Origin of the sequence: Kluyvera sp. EC_51 (assembly GCF_019584505.1) — a bacterium.
GTDB lineage: Bacteria > Pseudomonadota > Gammaproteobacteria > Enterobacterales > Enterobacteriaceae > Kluyvera > Kluyvera sichuanensis.
Genome location: NZ_VDAG01000029.1, coordinates 13,439 through 30,665 on the forward strand (window position 1 = coordinate 13,439; position 17,227 = coordinate 30,665).

Here is a 17,227-nt window from a genome sequence, read left to right on the forward strand (position 1 = left end):
AGCGGCAGATTGGCTACACAAAAAAGTAGCAGAAATGATGATTTTTCGTATAAAGTGAGTCTGACATCACAAACAATGAAACGCTGTTTTGATAAATTGATACCCAATTTTTAAAATAACATCAGAATCGGCCAGCACGGGAGATAGCACCCTGCGACCGCTAGAGTGAGTGAAAGGAGAGCAACATGGCTAAAGGCATGCGGGTTAAATTGAACTATGAGGTCAGCCGCGACCCAGATACCGGCGCGGAGGTCACCCGCTTAACGCCACCGGAAGTAACGTGTCATCGTAACTACTTCTATCAGAAGTGTTTCTTTAATGATGGCAGCCACCTGTTATTTGCTGGCGAGTTCGATGGCCACTGGAACTACTATTTACTGGATGTCGCTAACGCCGAAGCCGTACAGCTGACCGAAGGCGCGGGTGATAACACTTTTGGCGGCTTCCTCTCTCCGGACGATAAATCACTCTACTATGTGAAGAACGACCGTACCCTGCTGGAAGTTAACCTGAAAACCCTGGTCGAGCGTGAAGTGTACCGCGTGCCGGATGAGTGGGTTGGCTACGGCACCTGGGTATCAAACAGCGACTGCACCAAGCTGGTTGGCATCGAAATCGCTAAGAGCGACTGGACGCCGCTGAACGACTGGCAACTGTTCCACGATTTCTTCCATAAAGGCCCACACTGCCGCCTGCTGCGCGTTGACCTGAAAACCGGTGAAAGCGCGACGATCCACGAAGAAAAAATCTGGCTCGGCCACCCAATCTATCGTCCGTTTGACGATAGTACCGTAGCCTTCTGCCACGAAGGCCCGCACGACCTGGTCAACGCGCGTATGTGGCTAGTTAATGAAGACGGCAGTAACGTTCGTAAAGTCAAAGAACACGCGGAAGGCGAAAGCTGCACGCACGAATTCTGGGTGCCAAACGGCTCCGCGCTGGTGTACGTCTCTTACCTGAAAGGGCAGCAGGGTCGCACCATCTACCGCTTTAACCCGGACACCAACGTAAACGAAGCGCTGATGCAGATGCCGGCCTGTTCTCACCTGATGAGCAACTTCGACGGCACGATGCTGGTTGGCGACGGTTCCGGTACGCCGGTTGATGTGAAAGACACCAGCGGCTACACCATCGATAACGATCCCTACCTGTATGCGTTCGACGTGGCGAAACAGGCTTACTTCCGCATTGCTCGTCACGATACGTCATGGGCAACGGTACAAAACAGCCGTCAGGTAACGCACCCGCATCCGTCCTTTACCCCAGACGACAGCGCAGTGCTGTTCAGCTCTGACAAAGACGGTAAGCCGGCGCTGTACATTGCCAAACTGCCTGCCGAACGTGTGTTAGTAAAAGCGTAATAAATCTAAGTTTTGTGTTTCTGTAACTGGCCTTGCCCTCCTCTGGAGGGCTTTTTTTTGGCTGTTTTTTCGATTGGAGCAGGAACCTTCACCCTAACCCTCTCCCTTAAAAAGGGAGAGGGTATATTCCGTGCGGGAATGAATAACTGCACCCAACGGTCCCCTCGCCCCTTTGGGGAGAGGGTTAGGGTGAGGGGAAAACCGCACACTGCCACAAAAACGAAAACCCCCCGGCTAAATGCTCCGGGGGGAAAACGGATGAGGGTCCGATTTTATTTAGAAGGAGTAAGCAACACCTACACGTAAACGGGTCTGACGCTCATCGGTAGATTTCACGCCCACGTTACCCACTTCAAAGTACGGGGACCAGTTCTTATCCCATTTGTACGCCAGCTTAGCGTTATATTCGGTGCTGTACGGTTTGTTGTTGTTACGATACAGGCTCTTATGCTGATCGTCGGCTACCGTACTGCGTGCATACACGTAGTTCAGCTCTGCACGCCAGTCGCCCATCGCCCAACCAACCCAGGTATCCACTTTGTTAACTTTATCGTCAACGCCGCCACTTGCCGGTACGCGGGTGTATTCATAACGGTAACGAGCTGCGACGTAGAAACCGTTATCAAAGCTGTACTGCGCATGCAGATAAGGTTTGTAGATTGAGAAGCTGTCCTTACTCTCAATGTTAAAGCCTGGGTTCAGGGCAAAGTTATCTGTCGCCTTCCAGCGCCAGTTAATGGACTCTTCGTGACCGTTACCCACCACTTCGTTAAACGGACGATCCTGTTTATCAGCATCACCACCCGTTTTCCATTTTGCTTCCACGCCAAAACCAAGACCGTTATCAAAACGATGGGATACCGCAACACGGTCTGCGTTGGAGCCGCTGTCAATATATTCATGACGCAGGTCAACGGTTACCGCAGATGCAGCGAAAGACATACCAGATAATACGGCCAGGGCCAGAGTTTTCTTAAACATTTGCCATCCCTCAATTAAAATTATGTTTCTTTTTTATGAAATTGAATTTTATTTTTTCCGGTTTTGCATTTTAGTGATCAAGATCGTAATTATTTGTTTCAGAAAATCCGGCACACGAAGGACGTGATAAAGCTCAACAAAAAATCGAAGATGCCCCTTAAAAATAAAACGCAGATCACAAACTTTTATATAATTGTATTTTTAATTAAATTAAAATCCATTAATAACAGCAACTTACACAAAAACAAATAACCATAGTTATTCTTAGCAATAGTAATAATTTATGTTTTACTAATAATCCACCTAAGCGTCATCTCATACGCACCATTTACAACTGATACAAATAAACATAAATGCATAAGGGAATGAACTAGACAGAAGTCCATTTCTATTCTCATAAATTCAGGCGTATAAACAAAAAAGACCTCGATTGAGGTCTTTCTGGAAGGGGGGGGGAATTAAGGGGAAACTAAAGCGTTATTACTGAATATCACGTTCGACGGCAAGCGCCACACCCTGACCGCCGCCGATGCACAGCGTGGCCAGTCCTTTACGGGCATCGCGTTTCACCATTTCGTGAACCAGTGACACCAGGATACGGCAGCCCGAAGCCCCGATAGGATGCCCTAATGCAATTGCCCCGCCGTTGACGTTGACCTTCTGCTCGTTCCATTCCAGCATTCTGCCTACCGAGATCGCCTGTGCGGCAAACGCTTCGTTGGCTTCAATCAGATCGACATCGCTCAGCTGCCAGCCAGCTCGTTCAAGGCAGCGGCGAGTCGCATAGACCGGCGCGATGCCCATTAACGCAGGGTCGACGCCAACGCTGGCGAAAGCGCGGATCCTGGCAAGGATCGGTAGCCCCAGCTCCAGCGCTTTGCTTTCACTCATCATCAGCACCGCCGCTGCGCCGTCATTAATGGACGACGCGTTGCCCGCGGTCACGGAACCCGACTGATCAAAAGAGGGAACCAGACGCGCTAACGCTTCGGCGCTGGCATCGGTTTGCGGCTGTTCATCGGTATCGACAATGTGTGAACCGCCAGGCTGTAGATTGACGACCGGGACAATTTCATCGCGAAAACGTCCAGAGTCGATGGCCCGACGGGCCTTGTGCTGTGAGCTAAGCGCCCACGCATCCTGCTGCTCGCGGCTGATACCATACTCGCGCGCCAGGTTCTCCGCCGTCACGCCCATATGGTAATCGTTGAAGGCATCCCACAGGCCGTCGTGCACCAGGCTGTCAATCAGTTGGCTGTTGCCAAGCTGCGCGCCGGTGCGGCTATCGGTCAGCACGTGTGGGGCGCGGCTCATGTTCTCCTGCCCACCGGCAATCACCACGTCGGCTTCACCGCACTGAATCGCCTGCGTGGCCAGATGCAGCGCTTTCAGACCTGAACCACACACATCATTGATGGTAATCGCCGAGACGGTATTCGGCAGGCCGCCTTTAATCGCAGACTGTCGCGCCGGGTTCTGTCCGGTTCCCGCCGTTAATACCTGACCAATGATCACCTCATCGATGGTCGCGGCGGAAATTCCACTACGTTCGACCAGGGCATTAATCACCAGGCTCCCCAACTCCACGGCGGAATGGCGGGCAAGCGCCCCCTGAAAACAGCCTATGGGCGTACGGACAGCACCTACGATAACGACGTCTTTCATCTCGACCTCAGCGCAAAATTATCCGCGTATAGTAGATGATTGTTATCAACTATTTTCGTAATTGTTTAAAAAAAGTGAGTTTTATCACAAAGGAAATTCACCCCGTTTCATTCAGGCTGAAACCTGCTGCAAATACTGACGCAGCCAGCTTCCCGCCGCCCCCAGCGGCGAGGCTTTATGCCATAGAAGGTCGGTCGATACCGAGATTGGCCAGCCCACAATATCCAGCATAGTCAGCTCCGCCGAGCGTGCAAATTCGTCCACCAGCGCGCAGGGCAATGCACACCAACCTAGCCCCTGCGCCGCCATGCTCAGCAGCATCAGGTAGTTTGGTGCAGACCACACGGGCCCACGCGCAGGGGTAGTGTGGTTCTCCAGATAAGTATTGAGTCGCAACTCACGCCAGGTGCTCAACTGCTCCCACTCCAGCCCTCGCTCGGCAGCCAAGGGATGCGTCGGCGACACGTAAATCGCCATACGCGTCTGCATCGGCAAACGGGTGTGGCCAATATCGGTAGGATAACTATCCCGCGCTTCAATTAAGCCAACCTGCGCACGCCCTTTTTGCAGCAGATCCACCACGTCGTCATCTTCCCCGACCAGGCACTCAAACTCCGTGTGCGGAAAACGGCGGTCAAACTGGGCCAGCAGATCTTCGAGCACGTCGGGATGCAGCGTATCGGAAAGCACAAAGGTCAGCCGCGCTTCGGTCTCACCGCTAAGCGACACCGCCAACTCATCCAGCCGTTCGCTGGCGCTCAGAATGGCCTGTACGTAGCTCAGCACCCGCTGCCCTTCGGCGGTCAGCAGCGGCTGACGCGTGGAACGGTCAAACAGCGTCACGCCGAGATCCGCCTCAAGATGAGCAATCGCGGTGCTGATAGTGGACTGGCTTTTCCGCAAACGGCGCGCCGCCGCTGAGAAAGAGCCGCAGGAGACGGTTTCGACAAACGCGGTCAGGGCTTCGGGAGAATAGCGCATGATGTATCTACTTTATCGATGGTTTCTATCTTTTACTTATCATATTTATCCATAAAATGCCCACTATCGCATTCCATAAATCAAAGGTCACAAGATGCAAAACGATTCATTACATCGCAGAAAACTCCCGGAGCGTATCTTCCATGCCGTGTGCTTCGAGGGGATCGCCACCGCGATCCTCGCTCCTACCGCAGCCTACCTGATGCAGCGATCCGTACTTGAAATGGGCGGGCTGACGGTCATTCTGGCCACCACCGCGATGATCTGGAATATCATCTATAACGCTGGTTTCGACCGCTTCTGGCCGGTGACCCGCGTTATCCGTACCGCTAAAGTCCGTGCGCTGCACGCGCTCGGCTTCGAGTGCGGGTTTATCGTCATCGGGGTAAGCATCGTGTCGCTGGTGCTGGGCGTGACGCTTCTGCAGGCGCTGACGCTGGAGATTGGCTTCTTCCTGTTCTTCCTGCCCTACACCATGCTCTACAACTGGGTTTACGACACCCTGCGCGAGCGCATCATCAAGCGCCGTCAACAGAACCTTTACGCGAGAAATTAATCCACTTTTCAGGCCGATAACAATCGGTCTGAAAATGTTCAGCCACACGAAAAGCTAATTATGGTAAATTATCCGCCATTTTTTTGGTTTTATGGTTGATATATTCAGATAATGTCTAAAATTTGGTCTAAAGAAGAGACGCTATGGAGCTTTGCCTTATATGGCACAGCCGTCGGCGCGGGGACCCTTTTCCTGCCCATCCAGCTTGGCGCCGCAGGTGCCGTGGTGCTGTTTATTACCGCCCTCGTCGCCTGGCCCCTGACTTACTGGCCGCATCGCGCCTTATGTCAGTTCATCCTGTCCGCTAACACCCCGGCAAGCGTTGGCATCACCGGTGCCGTCAGCCACTATTACGGCAAAAAAATCGGCAACCTGATTACCACGCTCTACTTCGTTGCCTTTTTCGTGGTGGTATTGATTTACGCCGTCGCCATTACTAACTCGCTGACCGAGCAGATTGGTCACCATATGCCGGTCGACCTCACGACACGAGCGTTGGTCAGTCTTGGCGTCGTACTGTTGCTGAACCTGATTTTCCTGACGGGCCGTCAGACCACCATCAAGGTGATGGGCATGCTGGTCTTCCCGCTGATTGCCTACTTCCTGTTCCTGTCTATCTATCTGACCGGAAGCTGGCAGCCGTCGCTGCTGACCACGCAGATGGAAGTCAGCACGCATACCTTGCACCAGGTGTGGTTATCCATTCCCGTGATGGTTTTCGCTTTTAGCCATACGCCGATTATCTCCACCTTCGCCATCGACCGGCGGGAGAAATATGGCGAGCAGGCCATGGGTAAATGCAAAAAAATCATGAAGGTGGCGTATCTGGTCATCTGCCTGAGCGTGCTGTTCTTTGTGTTCAGCTGCCTGATGTCGATTCCGCCGTCCTATATCAATACGGCGAAAGCGGAAGGCGTGACCATCCTTTCCGCGCTGTCGATGATGCCGAACTCTCCTGGCTGGCTGTCGATTTCCGGGATAGTGGTCGCCGTGGTCGCGATGTCGAAATCGTTCCTCGGCACCTATTTCGGGGTGATTGAAGGGGCCAGCGAGATGGTGAAATCGTCGCTGAACCAGGTCGGCGTTCGCAAGAGCCGCTCGTTTAACCGCGGGCTCTCTATCCTGCTGGTGTCAGCGGTGACCTTTATCGTCTGCTGCATTAACCCAAATGCGATTTCGATGATCTACGCCATCAGCGGCCCGCTGATTGCCATGATTCTGTTTATCATGCCAACGCTGTCGACCTACCTTATTCCGTCGCTCAAGCCTTACCGTTCTATCGGTAGCCTGATTACGCTGATTGTCGGTCTGCTGTGCGTGTCGGTGATGTTCTTCGGGTAAGCGCATCACGGATGTAAAAAAGCCTGCCAGGGTAACCTGGCAGGCTTTTTTGTAGGCCGGATAAGGCGAAGCCATCATCCGGCAATCACAATGCTATTACAGCGCCATGTCGTGCTGCGGTGACGCGCTCGCAGGTTGCTCTGCCGGTTTTGCCTGAGCAACTGGGGCTGCTGGCATCTGAATCACCGGCGGCTTGGTCAGCTCCAGCGTGGCGGCGGTGTCATCCCAAACCTGCTGGGTCAGCGCAACGTTGCCGTTCAGGTTCTGGCCAAAGCTCGGGACGATACCGCGAATTTTGCTCTGCCATTCCGGTGAGTTGAACTGCTCAGGGAACAGCTTTTTAATCACGTTCAGCGTGATTGGCGCAGCGGTAGAGGCACCCGGCGATGCGCCCAGCAGCGCAGAGATAGTGCGCTGTTGGTCAACCACCACTTCGGTCCCCAGCTTCAGCACGCCGCCTTTGTCCGCATCTTTCTTGATGATCTGCACGCGCTGGCCTGCCTGAATCAGCTTCCAGTCCTCTTTACGCGCCTCGGGGTAGTACTCTTTCAGCGCGGCAAAGCGGTCGTCATCGCTCAGCATCACCTGGCTCACCAGGTATTTCACCAGGTCGAAGTTATCCAGGCCCACATGCGTCATCGGCATCACGTTGCTGGTTGTGGTAGTGCTCAGCAGGTCGAAGAATGACCCCTGCTTAAGGAACTTGGTGGAGAAGGTCGCGAATGGCCCAAACAGCACCACGCGCTTGCCATCGATAAAGCGCGCATCGATATGCGGCACCGACATCGGCGGCGCACCCACGGAGGCCTGACCGTAAACTTTTTCCATATGCTGACGAGTGACGTCCGGGTTTTCGGTCATCAGGAAAGAGCCGCCGACCGGGAAGCCCGCGTAGTTGTCTGCTTCCGGAATGCCGGTTTTCTGCAGCAGCTTCAGCGCCCCGCCGCCCGCACCGATAAAGACATACTTCGCGTCAATCGCGTGCTGTTTACCGCTGTTCACATCTTCAATGGTGACGTGCCAGGAGTTATCGCCGTTGCGTTTGAATTCAGTTACTTCAGAGGAGGTTTGCAGCGTGAAGTGGTTGTTCTTCTGCAGGCTGCCGATCAGCTGACGGGTAATTTCGCCGTAGTTAACGTCGGTGCCGACCGGCGTCCAGGTGGCAGCGACCTTTTGCTGCGGGTCACGACCGGCCATCACCAGCGGCGCCCACTGGGCAATTTGCTGATGATCGGTGGAGAATTTCATGCCCTGGAACAGGGTGGTTTTTTGCAGCGCGTCGTAGCGTTTGCCGAGGTACTCCACGTTTTTATCGCCCCAGACGAAGCTCATGTGCGGTGTGGAGTTAATAAAGGCATGGGGATTATTCAGAATGCCGCGCTTCACCTGCGAGGACCAGAACTGGCGGGAAATCATAAACTGTTCGTTAATTTCCAGCGCCTTAGTCACGTCGATGGTGCCGTCCGGGCGCTCCGGCGTGTAGTTCAGCTCCATATTAGCGGAGTGGCCGGTACCGGCGTTATTCCAGCCGTTAGAAGATTCCATCGCGACTTTATCGAGCTTCTCCACCATCACCTGTTTCCAGTCAGGCTGTAATTCCTGTAACCAGGTGCCCAGTGAGGCGCTCATGATCCCGCCGCCAATCAGCAGGACGTCGGTTTTTTCAGTGGTATTGGTATCTGCGTAAGCCGCTGAATTGACCAGCAGCGCGATGGTCGCCAGAGTAAATAGTTTTTTATTAATAGCAGGCATAATGATGATATTCGCATAGCTAAATGTAATGTGTGCGCTAATAGTAGCGCACTTTTACATTATTTTAAAATACCACTTACTTTCCACTTAGAGTTATTAACAAATTACTTTCTTTGCTTTTTTTAATTAAAAAAAGCATCCGCATTATTTGCGTGGAAATAAAACTCAAATAATTTAATTTTAATTCAGCAATTAATGCAGCCCGAATTCCGCCATAAGCTGCTGGCGTAACAGAACAAAATCCGTGCTGCTACGTTCACGCGGTCGCGGTAATGTCACCTCAATGGTGCGAATCGGGTCGCCTTTCATTTTTGGCAAAATAATCACCCGATCGGCAAGGTAAATCGCCTCTTCCAGATCGTGCGTCACCAGCACCATCGTCATCTTTTCCGCATCACGAATGCGCGCCAGCTCCTCCTGCATAGTGATTTTAGTCATCGCATCCAGCGCCCCGAGCGGTTCATCCAGCAGCAGAATTTCCGGCTGAATGGTCAGCGCTCTGGCAATGCCGACACGCTGGGCCATGCCGCCGGAAAGCTGGTTGGGCAGCGCCTGCTCGCAGTGGCTGAGCCCCACCAGCTCAATCGCCTCTTTCGCCCGCGCCCTGGCCTGCTTGCGCGGCACGCCCTGCACGTCGAGGCTAAAGCTGACGTTTTCCAGCACCGTCAGCCACGGCAGCAGACGCGGCTCCTGGAAAATCACTGCCCGCTCGCGGCTCATGCCGTGTACCGCCTGGCCGTCAATCACCACGTCGCCCGCATCCGGCGCTTCCAGCCCCGCAAGTATTCGCAGCAGCGTGGTTTTTCCGCAGCCGCTGGGCCCGACGATGGCGATACTCTGCCCACTTTCAATCTGTAAGTTAAGGTCGCGGAAGACATCAAACGGCTTCCCCTCAAGGGAAAAAGTCTTACGTAAGCGGCGAATCGAGATATCGCCGCGGGCAATCTGCGTGGTTGATGTCATCATACACCTTCCGTTTTCAGCAAAATATTTGACGCTTTAAGCTGGCCTTTTTTCAGCACGCCGTCGCGCTCAAGAATATCCAGCCAGAACTGCACATCATGAGGTTCCGACAGACCGCCTTTGCGGACACCGTAGCCGGTGAAGTACTGCGCCACGTCAGGGTTCTCGCCGCGTTCTTTCAGGATCTTCGCCATAATGTCACGCACCTGCGCCGGGTTATCGCGGGCATAATCTAGCGCACGAGCCGATTCAACCACGAAGATGCGCGCCGCATCCGGGTGCTGTTTGACAAAGTCGGAACGCAGCACCGTAAAGCCACCGGCAATCGGCCCCAGCACGTCCGCATCGTTGAAGATTGGGCGCAGGCCGCCGTGGCTGCGCGCCACGCCTTCGAAGGTGGTCTGCCAGTAGCCAAAGGCAGCCACGTCGACCTGACCTGAACGCAATGTCTGCTCAAGCTGCGGGCCCGGAACCGCGACCGGTTTGGCGGCGTTTTCCGGCAGATTCGCCTGGTGCAGCGCTTCACGCAGGGTATAGTCCAGATGCGCACCCAGGGTGTTTACCGCCACGCTTTTTCCGACTAAATCTTTGATGGACTTAATCGGGCTGTCCTCCTTCACATAGAAGATAGATTTGGTGGTTTCGTTGATGCCGTTGGTCGGGTAAGCCGCCACAAAGTCGTTACCGTTAGCGATGGCATTAATCACCGCTGGCGTCGCCGCTGAACCAACATCAATGCTGCCGGAAGCCAGTGCAAATAAAGACTCCGGGCCGCCGCTGGCGTAGCCGGCATTTTTAATCGACACGCCGGTGCCTTTAAAATATCCCAGCGCTTCCGCCAGTTCGTGAGCGGAAATACCGCCATAGCTCGCCATATAGCGCATCGTCACTTCATCCTGAGCACGAACAGACGCACTAACACCCAATAAGAAAAGCACCGCAACCCACGCTGAATAGAACTGTTTTTTCATTATAAAAATTCCTTTATAGCGATAAGTAAAAACGCAAAATAACGTACAAAATTAACGGCTACGGATATTCCATCGACATAGGCGACGTTGCAGTACCACCAGAATCGCGTTCGCTAATAACCCGGCAAACGCCAGCAAAAATATCGCGGCAAACATCATGGGTATTTGGAAGTTATATTGCGCATTCATCACCCTGAAACCGATCCCCTGATTCGCCCCGATCATTTCGGCAGCAATCAGCAGCAGCAGCGCGGTGGTGGCCGACAGGCGCAGACCGATAAAAATAGAGGGAACGGAGGCGGGAACGATCACCCGGTAGAACAGCGTCAGGCGTCCGGCGCCAAAGGTGCGCGCCATCTCCAGCAACTTGGTATCCACCTCTTTCACGCCGCTGATGGTCGACAGCAGAATCGGGAACAGCGCCGCCCAGAAGATCACGAACACTTTGGAGGTTTCCCCTAAGCCCAGCAGCAGGATAAAGATCGGATACAGCGCCAGCGCCGAGGTCTGGCGGAACAGCTGTAAGATAGGATCCAGCGCCTGCTCCAGCGGGCGAATCTGGCCCATAAACAGCCCCAGCGGGATCCCCACCACGATGGCGGCAGCGAAAGCCAACCCCGCACGCTGAAGGCTGATAGTAATATCACCCAGCAGCGCGCCTTGAGTGATGCCGTTCCACAAAGCAACAAAGATTTTATCCAGCGGCGGGATGATCGCCGCGTTCAGCCAACCGGCGGTGCTGGCAATCTGCCAGCCGGCAAAGAACAACACCAGCAGGCCGTAGCGCGCAATCAACGACAGGCTGCGCTGATACCACACCTGGTAGGCAGGCTTAGCCTGTACGCGCGCCTTCAGGCGAATTCGGGTCGTGGAATAGAACATTGCGCCTCCTTAAGCCACTTTGCTGTTACGCACGGCGCTGTAGCGGTTGCTGGCAAACGGCAGCCCCAGATTTTCACGTAGCGTTTTGCCCTCATACTGAGTACGGAACAGCCCGCGTTTTTGTAAAATCGGCACCACCAGTTCAATAAAGTCGTCCAGGCCGCCCGGTAGCCACGGCGGCAGCACGTTGAAGCCATCGGCGGCTTCGTTTTCAAACCACGCCTGCAGCGTATCTGCCACCTGTTCGGCGCTGCCCACCACGGTGAAATGACCACGCGCGGTCGCCACCCACTGGTACAGCTGGCGAATGGTGAAGTTGTTTTCATCGGCAATCTGGCGAATCAGCTCGGGGCGCGATTTCATCCCTTCAGTTACCGGCAGCGGTGGCAGCGGGCCGTCTGGGTCGAATTTGCCGAGATCGATACCGCCACCGGCCAGGCCATTCAGCAGGGCGATGCCGTCGGCTTCGACAATCAGCGAAGTCAGCTTGTGGTACTTCTCCTTCGCCTCTTCCTCCGTTCGCCCAATGAACGGCGCGACACCTGGCATAATCAGCACATGGTTCGGGTTACGGCCGACGGCGCGAGCGCGTGATTTAATATCGCGATAGAAGTCCTGCGCGGTGTCGAGATGCTGATGCGAGGTAAAGATCACTTCGGCCGTCGCGGCAGCCAGCGCTCGGCCGCTCTCAGATTGCCCCGCCTGCACAATCACCGGCTGACCCTGCGCCGAGCGCGGCACGTTCAGCGGCCCACGGACCTTAAAGAATTTGCCGACGTGATCGGTGTTGTGCACCTTACTGCGGTCAAAGAACTGGCCTGAGGCTTTGTCACGCAAAAACGCGTCGTCTTCAAAGCTGTCCCACAGCTTTTTAACCACTTCGACGTGCTCTTTCGCCCGCTGGTAGCGGTACTCATGGGGATGCTGGGTATCCAGATTAAAGTTGTGAGCCGCCGCTTCGGTAGCGGTGGTCACCACGTTCCAGCCCGCGCGCCCGCCGGAGATGAGATCCAGCGAAGCAAACTTGCGCGCCAGATTGTAGGGTTCTTCGTAGGTGGTGGAGGCGGTGGCGATAAAGCCGATATTTTGCGTCAATGGCGCCAGCGCCGAAAACAGGGTAACCGGCTCGAAGCCCGCCACTTTCGCAGTACCACCGTCGGTCACACCGGAAGCGGGGATCGCCAGGCCGTCAGCCAGGAAGTAGGCATCAAACAGGCCGCGCTCGGCGGTCTGGGCAAGCTGCTTATGGAATTCAAAGCTGGTCGCGCCATCGGCGGGAGCGTCAGGGTGACGCCACGCCGCGATATGCTGGCCGCCGCCGGGAAGGAAAGCCCCTAATTTGATCTGTCTGCTCATTCTGGTTTCTCCTGATTCGATGCCGAAAGTGGGCTGAAACCAAGATAGCCAGAATGCGCAGCCATTCTGAAATAACAAATATTGAGTTAGTTATTTACATTTTTGCAATAAACCAGTTAGCGGCGCTAGCGACGTCATGATGCTTTCGTTTCCTCAACGACGGTTTCAGGACGGTGACTTTCACGCTGCCAGGCAGGAAGGTCCGCCAACTTTATTCCTTCCGGCACAACGCTGTGCTTCAGGCAGGCTACCCGCTGGGAACGATAAATACCGGTATAGCCCGAGACCAGATAGGCCACCACGCAGGCCATCGCGGCATACACGCCGATATCCGCGCCGAACAGTTCAATCGCCATCAGCGTCGAGGCAATTGGTGTATTCGCCGCGCCGGCAAACACCGCCACAAATCCCAACCCTGCAAGGAAAGCAAACGGCAGATGCAGCAGCGGGGCCAGCGCATTGCCAAGCGTAGCGCCGACGTAAAATAGCGGCGTCACCTCCCCGCCTTTAAATCCGCTACCGAGCGAGGTGACGGTAAAAATCAGTTTGCCGAGGAAATCCCACGGTGCCAGCGGGTGCTGGAACGCATCCACAATCACCGGAATACCAAGACCGATGTAGCGGTCAGCATGCAGCAGATAGACCGCCGCAGCGACCACCGCCCCGCCGATAAACGGGCGCAGTGGCGCATAGGCAATCCGTTTTTTCATCATGCCGCCAATCAGGTGAGTGGCATCGGCAAACACCCGGGAAGCCAGGCCGAAGCAGCAGCCCGCCACAATAACCGAACCCAGCACCCAGGCCGACATCGCCGGAATAGATGACATCGCATAGTGCGTATGGTGCACGCCCCACATCAGACCGACCTGATCCGCCACCACCGCCGCGACCAGACAGGGGAAAATCGCGGTGTAGTGCATGCGCCCTATCGCCATCACCTCAAGGCCGAAAATTGCCCCGGCAAGCGGTGTACCAAACACGGAAGAAAAGCCCGCGCTGACGCCCGCCATCAGCACCATGCGGCGCGCATCGTTATCCAGCCCTAACAGCGGCGTGAACCGGTCGGCAATTGAGGCGCCCATTTGTACCGCCGTGCCTTCACGGCCGACCGACGCGCCGAACAGATGGGACACCACCGTGCCGATAAACACCAGCGGCGCCATCCGCAGTGGAATGGTGTTCGCCGGGCTATGTACCTCTTCCAGTATCAGGTTGTTCCCCGCCTCTACCGAACGGCCGAGGCGCAGGTAGATCCAGCCCACGGCAAAGCCGGCGAACGGTAGCAGCAGGATAAGCCAGTGATGCTGAAGGCGCGTGGCGGTTGCCCAGTCGAGCGAGAAGAGAAATAAAGCAGATGCCGAGCCGACGAGCGCGGCAATAACCACAGCCAGCAGAAGCCACTGTATCAGAAAGAAAAGCGAGTTTTTACGAGCGAAGTGTTCAGAGAGCATTGACGCATCCTTAGATGAATTAATCATCCTGGACGCAGTAGAGGTGTGCCTGTTCATTCCCGGTCCAGGAATACAAACAGGCATCATCAGCCACACGGCGGTTCAAGGGGGAATGCCATCCCCTATGAATGAATATTAGCACACGAATCGTTTCAGCCAAATACTTTGTGGCCGGGGTTATTTCAGCGTCTCCAGCGGGAAAGGCCGATCCTGCACCACCGTTTTCATCACCAGCGTTGAGCGCAGATGCTGCACGCCCGGCATCGCCGACAGCTTTTGATCGTAGAGCTTCTGGAATGAGGAGAGATCGCGCGTCACCACCTGCATCAGATAGTCCGGGTCGCCGAACAGCCGCTGGGCCATCACGATCTGCGGGATCTCTTCCACTGCCTCTTCAAACGCGCTAACCGCCTTCCTGTCGCCCTCTTTCAGGGTCGCAAAGACCAGCGCGACGAAGTTAAAGCCCATTTTTCCAGGGTCGAGGTTAGCGCGGTAGCCGGTAATCACCCCTTCCTGCTCCAGCGCCCGCAGGCGTCGATGGCACGGCGACAGACTCAGATTTACCCGTTCAGCAAGCTCAGTGATAGATAAACGGCCATCGGCCTGTAGCTGCGCAAGAATTTTTCGATCGATACTGTCCATTTAGAAGATTCTCTCTTTCAGGCCGGGTTTTCAGCATAACATTGAAAGCTCATTGCGCGGCAATATCGATATTCTTTCCTGACATTCAGTGAGGGTTTTCGGGGTTAACGTGATGAGCAAACGCGAGGCAATTCGGGTATGGAAATGAGTTTGGTGGCGGGATTCTGGCTGGTTTCGTTTTTGCTTATCATGACGCCGGGGGCTGATTGGGCCTACACCATCAGCGCCGGGATCCACGGGCGAACCATTGTGCCTGCGGTGGCGGGACTGATGTCCGGTCACCTGCTGGCGACGATTATTGTGGTGGCGGGCGTTGGCGTGCTGATTGCGGGGCATCCGCTGGCGCTGTCGGCGATTACGCTGCTGGGAGCATGCTATCTGCTGTGGCTCGGTGTGTCGCTGCTACGCCATCCAGCAACGGTGTCCAGCGCCGCGCAGCAAAGCGGCGGCTGGAACCAGTGGGCGCTGAAAGGCATGTGCATCAGCGGCCTCAACCCGAAAGTCTTTCTGCTATTTCTGGCGCTGCTGCCGCAGTTTACTGACCCGCACGGCCAGTGGTCGGTGGCAATGCAGATGTCGGCGCTCGGGGTAATGCATCTCATCACCTGCACGATTATCTATTTACTGGTGGGATACGGTTCACGCGCGCTACTGGCAAGTCGCCCGCAGGCGGCGCGGGCTGTCAGCCGTTTTTCAGGTGGGTTGATGGTGCTTATCGCCGTGGCGCTGCTGTTCGAACAGCTTCGCTAGTGAAGATGCGCCAGCTCACGCTGGCGCGGCGTTTCAGGCGCGAATATCGTCATACTCGCGGGTATTATCAAATTCATGTTTAGCAAATGGGCACAGCGGGATGATTTTGCGCTGTTCCTGACGCATCTTCTCTACCACCTTAGCCACTAACTGTTTGCCAACGCCCTGCCCCTTCAGACTCGCGTCTACATCAGTGTGTTCAATGATGCTCAGATGCTCGCCGGTGGGAACAAAGACGATTTCCGCCACCTGATTACCGTCGCTGTCGTTAACGTAGAACTTATTATGGCCTTCCAGAATGTCCATGTTTCCCTCTCTTAATCGTGATGACGGTATTTCAGCGCCCCGCTCGGGCAAGTGTCGATAACGCGCACCACCGTTTGCGCGTCAACCTCGTCCGGGATGATCCACGGTTTGCGCTTCAAATTGAACAACTTGCTGCTCCCACGAACGCAGTTCCCCGAGTGCTGGCACATCGTCGTGTTGAAGTAGACATCAATCTTCTCCCCGGTATAGACACGATAACCTGCGTCCAGTAGTTCCTTATCCATGACATTGCCTCTATTTTTTATATGGGTTCGAGACTAAGCATAGACCTGTCTGGGGGGGAGATTCATCACTTACGGCAAAAAACCACAGCGAGAAAGTTTTCATACGTGGGAGGGGAAAGGTGTCGATACGATGAAAATAATTAAAAATAGCTGGTGCGAATGCCAAAATAATAAAGAGTGAGCATTATCTAATGCGCTTTAATGAAAAGGCGTAACCCCGACAATAATGCCGGGGTTTTACCAGCGCGAAATATATTAGAACGAGTATGCTACGCCGACACGGAAACGGGTCTGGCGTTCGTCAGTCGTTTTCACACCGACGTTACCAATTTCGCCGTACGGTGCCCAGTTACTATCGATTTTGTACGCGACTTTGAGGTTATATTCCTGAGAATACGGTTTGTTATTGTTACGATACAGGCTCTTATTCTGCTCATCCGCAACCGTACTGCGGGCATATACATAGTTCAGCTCTGCACGCCAATCGCCGAACACATAACCCGCCCACGCATCACCACGGTTGACTTTGTCATCCGGAGACGTAGAGGTTGAAGGGTAACGGGTGTAGTCATAGCGGTAGCGAGCTGCTACGTAGAAGCCATTATCGAAGCTGTACTGCACGCGCAGGTTTGGCTTGTAAATAGTACGACTGTCGTTACTTTCAATATTAAAGCCCGGCGTCACAGAGAAATTCTTATTAGCTTTCCACTGGTAGCTGATCGTTTCTTCGTGGCCGTTGCCCACAAAGTCATTATAAGCTCTATCAGTATGATCGCCGCCAGATTTCCATTTTGCTTCAACAGAGAAACCTAACCCATTAGCAAAGCGGTGAGATACGGAAACACGGTCTGCGTTGGTCTTATCTTTGCTGCCACCATCAATAAATTCATGACGAAGATCGACAGTGACTGCAGATGCTGCGAAAGAGGCGCCGCACAAAGCCATCATGACCAGAGATTTCTTAAACATGCAATAACCCTCAATTGAAATTATGTTTCATTTTTATGGAATTGCATTTTATTTT

Annotated in this window: 17 protein-coding genes and 1 riboswitch; of the genes, 4 read left to right on the forward strand and 13 right to left on the reverse strand. The window is 54.4% G+C overall.

The features are described 5' to 3' along the window. Positions 1–185: 185 nt before the first annotated feature. Entirely contained in the window at positions 186–1,361 is a 1,176-nt protein-coding gene (locus FHC49_RS08040; protein WP_220439477.1) for an oligogalacturonate lyase family protein, read from the forward strand. 276 nt (positions 1,362–1,637) lie between these two features. On the opposite strand, the gene FHC49_RS08045 is transcribed toward FHC49_RS08040, so the two are convergent. From FHC49_RS08045 to FHC49_RS08055, 3 genes are all read right to left on the reverse strand, one after another. Further along, positions 1,638–2,342 carry an oligogalacturonate-specific porin KdgM family protein gene (locus FHC49_RS08045; RefSeq protein WP_185670015.1) on the reverse strand — a complete coding sequence of 235 codons (705 nt, stop codon included), beginning with the start codon at positions 2,340–2,342 and terminating at the stop codon, positions 1,638–1,640. 480 nt (positions 2,343–2,822) lie between these two features. Continuing rightward, complete coding sequence (locus FHC49_RS08050; protein WP_220439478.1) at positions 2,823–4,007, reverse strand: acetyl-CoA C-acetyltransferase; 1,185 nt, start codon at positions 4,005–4,007, stop codon at positions 2,823–2,825. Positions 4,008–4,118: 111 nt separating this feature from the next. Continuing rightward, on the reverse strand, positions 4,119–4,988 hold the full coding sequence (locus FHC49_RS08055; protein ID WP_035897651.1) for a LysR family transcriptional regulator: 870 nt from the start codon (positions 4,986–4,988) through the stop codon (positions 4,119–4,121). 94 nt (positions 4,989–5,082) lie between these two features. On the opposite strand from FHC49_RS08055, the gene FHC49_RS08060 reads away from it, so the two are divergent. Both FHC49_RS08060 and FHC49_RS08065 read left to right on the forward strand, forming a co-directional pair. Then, a complete protein-coding gene (locus FHC49_RS08060) occupies positions 5,083–5,544 on the forward strand; it encodes a multidrug/biocide efflux PACE transporter (protein WP_185670013.1) in 462 nt (153 codons plus the stop codon). Between the two features lie 111 nt (positions 5,545–5,655). Beyond that, complete coding sequence (locus FHC49_RS08065) at positions 5,656–6,885, forward strand: amino acid permease (RefSeq protein ID WP_220439479.1); 1,230 nt, start codon at positions 5,656–5,658, stop codon at positions 6,883–6,885. 96 nt (positions 6,886–6,981) lie between these two features. Here FHC49_RS08065 and mqo read toward each other — a convergent pair whose 3' ends face one another. The 7 genes from mqo to FHC49_RS08100 all read right to left on the reverse strand — a co-directional run bounded on the left by mqo (position 6,982) and on the right by FHC49_RS08100 (position 14,902). Beyond that, entirely contained in the window at positions 6,982–8,637 is a 1,656-nt protein-coding gene (mqo, locus tag FHC49_RS08070; protein ID WP_185670012.1) for a malate dehydrogenase (quinone), read from the reverse strand. 192 nt (positions 8,638–8,829) lie between these two features. Next, positions 8,830–9,603 carry an ABC transporter ATP-binding protein gene (locus FHC49_RS08075; RefSeq protein WP_255581257.1) on the reverse strand — a complete coding sequence of 258 codons (774 nt, stop codon included), beginning with the start codon at positions 9,601–9,603 and terminating at the stop codon, positions 8,830–8,832. After that, positions 9,600–10,571, reverse strand: coding sequence for an ABC transporter substrate-binding protein (locus tag FHC49_RS08080; RefSeq protein WP_185670011.1), 972 nt, complete (start codon positions 10,569–10,571; stop codon positions 9,600–9,602). Before FHC49_RS08080 ends, FHC49_RS08075 begins: the two co-directional genes overlap by 4 nt. A 51-nt stretch (positions 10,572–10,622) precedes the next feature. Then, positions 10,623–11,453 (reverse strand): ABC transporter permease, encoded by an 831-nt coding sequence (locus FHC49_RS08085; RefSeq protein WP_220439480.1) that lies wholly within the window; start codon positions 11,451–11,453, stop codon positions 10,623–10,625. 9 nt (positions 11,454–11,462) lie between these two features. Further along, a complete protein-coding gene (locus FHC49_RS08090) occupies positions 11,463–12,809 on the reverse strand; it encodes an LLM class flavin-dependent oxidoreductase (protein ID WP_220439481.1) in 1,347 nt (448 codons plus the stop codon). 134 nt (positions 12,810–12,943) lie between these two features. Next, a complete protein-coding gene (locus tag FHC49_RS08095; protein ID WP_220439482.1) occupies positions 12,944–14,260 on the reverse strand; it encodes a voltage-gated chloride channel family protein in 1,317 nt (438 codons plus the stop codon). Between the two features lie 70 nt (positions 14,261–14,330). Beyond that, a riboswitch (Fluoride riboswitch) is annotated at positions 14,331–14,392 on the reverse strand. A gap of 45 nt (positions 14,393–14,437) precedes the next feature. After that, entirely contained in the window at positions 14,438–14,902 is a 465-nt protein-coding gene (locus FHC49_RS08100; RefSeq protein WP_185670007.1) for an Lrp/AsnC family transcriptional regulator, read from the reverse strand. 138 nt (positions 14,903–15,040) lie between these two features. Between FHC49_RS08100 and FHC49_RS08105 the strand changes: the two genes are divergently transcribed. Continuing rightward, positions 15,041–15,652: a LysE family translocator gene (locus FHC49_RS08105; RefSeq protein WP_220439483.1), complete on the forward strand. Its 612-nt coding sequence runs from the start codon at positions 15,041–15,043 to the stop codon at positions 15,650–15,652. Positions 15,653–15,685: 33 nt separating this feature from the next. Here the strand turns inward: FHC49_RS08105 and FHC49_RS08110 are convergent, their stop codons facing one another. The 3 genes from FHC49_RS08110 to FHC49_RS08120 all read right to left on the reverse strand — a co-directional run bounded on the left by FHC49_RS08110 (position 15,686) and on the right by FHC49_RS08120 (position 17,172). Continuing rightward, on the reverse strand, positions 15,686–15,958 hold the full coding sequence (locus FHC49_RS08110) for a GNAT family N-acetyltransferase (protein ID WP_185670005.1): 273 nt from the start codon (positions 15,956–15,958) through the stop codon (positions 15,686–15,688). Positions 15,959–15,969: 11 nt separating this feature from the next. Continuing rightward, on the reverse strand, positions 15,970–16,203 hold the full coding sequence (gene yjdI / locus FHC49_RS08115; protein ID WP_220439484.1) for a 4Fe-4S mono-cluster protein YjdI: 234 nt from the start codon (positions 16,201–16,203) through the stop codon (positions 15,970–15,972). 255 nt (positions 16,204–16,458) lie between these two features. Continuing rightward, positions 16,459–17,172 (reverse strand): oligogalacturonate-specific porin KdgM family protein, encoded by a 714-nt coding sequence (locus tag FHC49_RS08120; RefSeq protein ID WP_185670003.1) that lies wholly within the window; start codon positions 17,170–17,172, stop codon positions 16,459–16,461. Positions 17,173–17,227 lie beyond the last annotated feature (55 nt).

Bases quoted from the DNA above. Each gene is read 5' to 3' on its own strand.
- FHC49_RS08040 (WP_220439477.1), top strand. From the start codon at position 186: ATGGCTAAAGGCATGCGGGTTAAATTGAACTATGAGGTCAGCCGCGAC.
- FHC49_RS08045 (WP_185670015.1), bottom strand. From the start codon at position 2,342: ATGTTTAAGAAAACTCTGGCCCTGGCCGTATTATCTGGTATGTCTTTC.
- FHC49_RS08050 (WP_220439478.1), bottom strand. From the start codon at position 4,007: ATGAAAGACGTCGTTATCGTAGGTGCTGTCCGTACGCCCATAGGCTGT.
- FHC49_RS08055 (WP_035897651.1), bottom strand. From the start codon at position 4,988: ATGCGCTATTCTCCCGAAGCCCTGACCGCGTTTGTCGAAACCGTCTCC.
- FHC49_RS08060 (WP_185670013.1), top strand. From the start codon at position 5,083: ATGCAAAACGATTCATTACATCGCAGAAAACTCCCGGAGCGTATCTTC.
- FHC49_RS08065 (WP_220439479.1), top strand. From the start codon at position 5,656: ATGTCTAAAATTTGGTCTAAAGAAGAGACGCTATGGAGCTTTGCCTTA.
- mqo (WP_185670012.1), bottom strand. From the start codon at position 8,637: ATGCCTGCTATTAATAAAAAACTATTTACTCTGGCGACCATCGCGCTG.
- FHC49_RS08075 (WP_255581257.1), bottom strand. From the start codon at position 9,603: ATGATGACATCAACCACGCAGATTGCCCGCGGCGATATCTCGATTCGC.
- FHC49_RS08080 (WP_185670011.1), bottom strand. From the start codon at position 10,571: ATGAAAAAACAGTTCTATTCAGCGTGGGTTGCGGTGCTTTTCTTATTG.
- FHC49_RS08085 (WP_220439480.1), bottom strand. From the start codon at position 11,453: ATGTTCTATTCCACGACCCGAATTCGCCTGAAGGCGCGCGTACAGGCT.
- FHC49_RS08090 (WP_220439481.1), bottom strand. From the start codon at position 12,809: ATGAGCAGACAGATCAAATTAGGGGCTTTCCTTCCCGGCGGCGGCCAG.
- FHC49_RS08095 (WP_220439482.1), bottom strand. From the start codon at position 14,260: ATGCTCTCTGAACACTTCGCTCGTAAAAACTCGCTTTTCTTTCTGATA.
- FHC49_RS08100 (WP_185670007.1), bottom strand. From the start codon at position 14,902: ATGGACAGTATCGATCGAAAAATTCTTGCGCAGCTACAGGCCGATGGC.
- FHC49_RS08105 (WP_220439483.1), top strand. From the start codon at position 15,041: ATGGAAATGAGTTTGGTGGCGGGATTCTGGCTGGTTTCGTTTTTGCTT.
- FHC49_RS08110 (WP_185670005.1), bottom strand. From the start codon at position 15,958: ATGGACATTCTGGAAGGCCATAATAAGTTCTACGTTAACGACAGCGAC.
- yjdI (WP_220439484.1), bottom strand. From the start codon at position 16,203: ATGGATAAGGAACTACTGGACGCAGGTTATCGTGTCTATACCGGGGAG.
- FHC49_RS08120 (WP_185670003.1), bottom strand. From the start codon at position 17,172: ATGTTTAAGAAATCTCTGGTCATGATGGCTTTGTGCGGCGCCTCTTTC.